Annotated in this window: 2 protein-coding genes; both read left to right on the forward strand. The window is 78.2% G+C overall.

Going from position 1 to position 1,238, the window contains the following annotated elements; translation table 11 throughout:
* The coding region (locus DZG00_RS15535) for a methyltransferase domain-containing protein (protein WP_147360071.1) at positions 1-400 on the forward strand (400 nt) is incomplete at its 5' end.
* 14 nt (positions 401-414) lie between these two features.
* The gene (locus DZG00_RS15540) at positions 415-1,203 is read left to right on the forward strand and encodes a glycosyltransferase family 2 protein (protein WP_233550169.1); all 789 of its coding nucleotides are present in this window, start codon (positions 415-417) and stop codon (positions 1,201-1,203) included.
* Positions 1,204-1,238: the final 35 nt, after the last annotated feature.

A 1,238-nucleotide genomic window follows, 5' to 3' on the forward strand; every position in this document is an offset into this window, starting at 1 on the left:
GCTCGCGGTGGACGTCGCGCCGACCGCGGTCGAGCGGGCCCGCGCGCGGCTCGCCGACGCGCCGCACGTGCGCCTCGAGGTGCGCGACGTGGGCGACGACTGGCCTGCCGGCGCCTTCGACCTCGTCGTGATGAGCGAGGTCGGCTACTACCTCGACGACGCCGCGTTCGACCGCGTGCTCGCCGCCCTGCCCGGCGCCCTCGGCGCGACCGGCACGCTGGTCGCCTGCCACTGGCGGCACCCGGAGGGCGACTTCCGGCGGACCGGCGACGAGGTGCACGCGCGGCTCGCCGCGGTCCCCGGGCTCCACCGGCTCATGCGGCACGAGGAGGACGACTTCCTGCTCGAGGTGCTGTCGGCGGATCCGCGCTCGGTCGCGACCCGCACGGGGCTGCGATGACCGCCGGATCGGCCATGGCAGCCGCCGATGCGGAGCCCGCCGCGCGGATCCGCGCCGTCACGGTCGTCATCCCGGCGCGCGACGAGGAGGAGCTGGTCGGGCGCTGCCTCGCATCGGTCGGGGTCGCCGCGGCCCGGGCCCGAGTGGCGGGGGTCCGCGTGCGCGTGATCCTCGTGGCCGACGACTGCCGGGATCGCACCGCCGAGGTGGCGCGCGCCGCGGGGGTCGAGGTCATCGAGAGCGCGGCCGGCCGGGTGGGCGCCGCGCGCGCCCTCGGCGTGGCCGCCGCACGCGACGGCTGGGACGGCGAGGACGAGGAGCACTGGATCGCCTCGACCGATGCCGACTCCATGGTGCCGCCCGCCTGGATCACCAGCCAGGTCGCCCTCGCCGACGAGGGCGCCGACGTCGTCGTCGGCACGGTGCGCCCCGAGCTCGACGGACTGAGCGCCGAGCAGGTCGCCGCCTGGCAGGCGACGCGCGTGCCCGGCGAGGCGAACGGGCACGTGCACGGCGCGAACCTCGGCGTGCGTGCCGACGCGTACCTCGCCGCCGGCGGGTTCCCCGAGATCGAGGAGCACGAGGACGTGGACCTCGTCGCCCGGCTCCGCCGGCTGGACGCGCGCATCACGGCGTCGGCGGCGGGCGAGGTCGTCACGTCCAGCCGCCGCGAGGGCCGCACGCCGGGCGGCTACGCGGGGTACCTGCACGTGTCGCTGCTGGAGCGGGCGCGGGCGCGGGAGCGGGAGCTCGAGCGGCAGCGCGCCGCGGGTTGCGACAGCCCCTGCGTCCCCGCGGGCTGACCGGACCGCCGCCCCTCAGCTCCCCGTCGCGCCGC

It is taken from the genome of Clavibacter lycopersici (genome assembly GCF_003576405.1).
In the GTDB taxonomy this organism is placed as follows: domain Bacteria; phylum Actinomycetota; class Actinomycetes; order Actinomycetales; family Microbacteriaceae; genus Clavibacter; species Clavibacter lycopersici.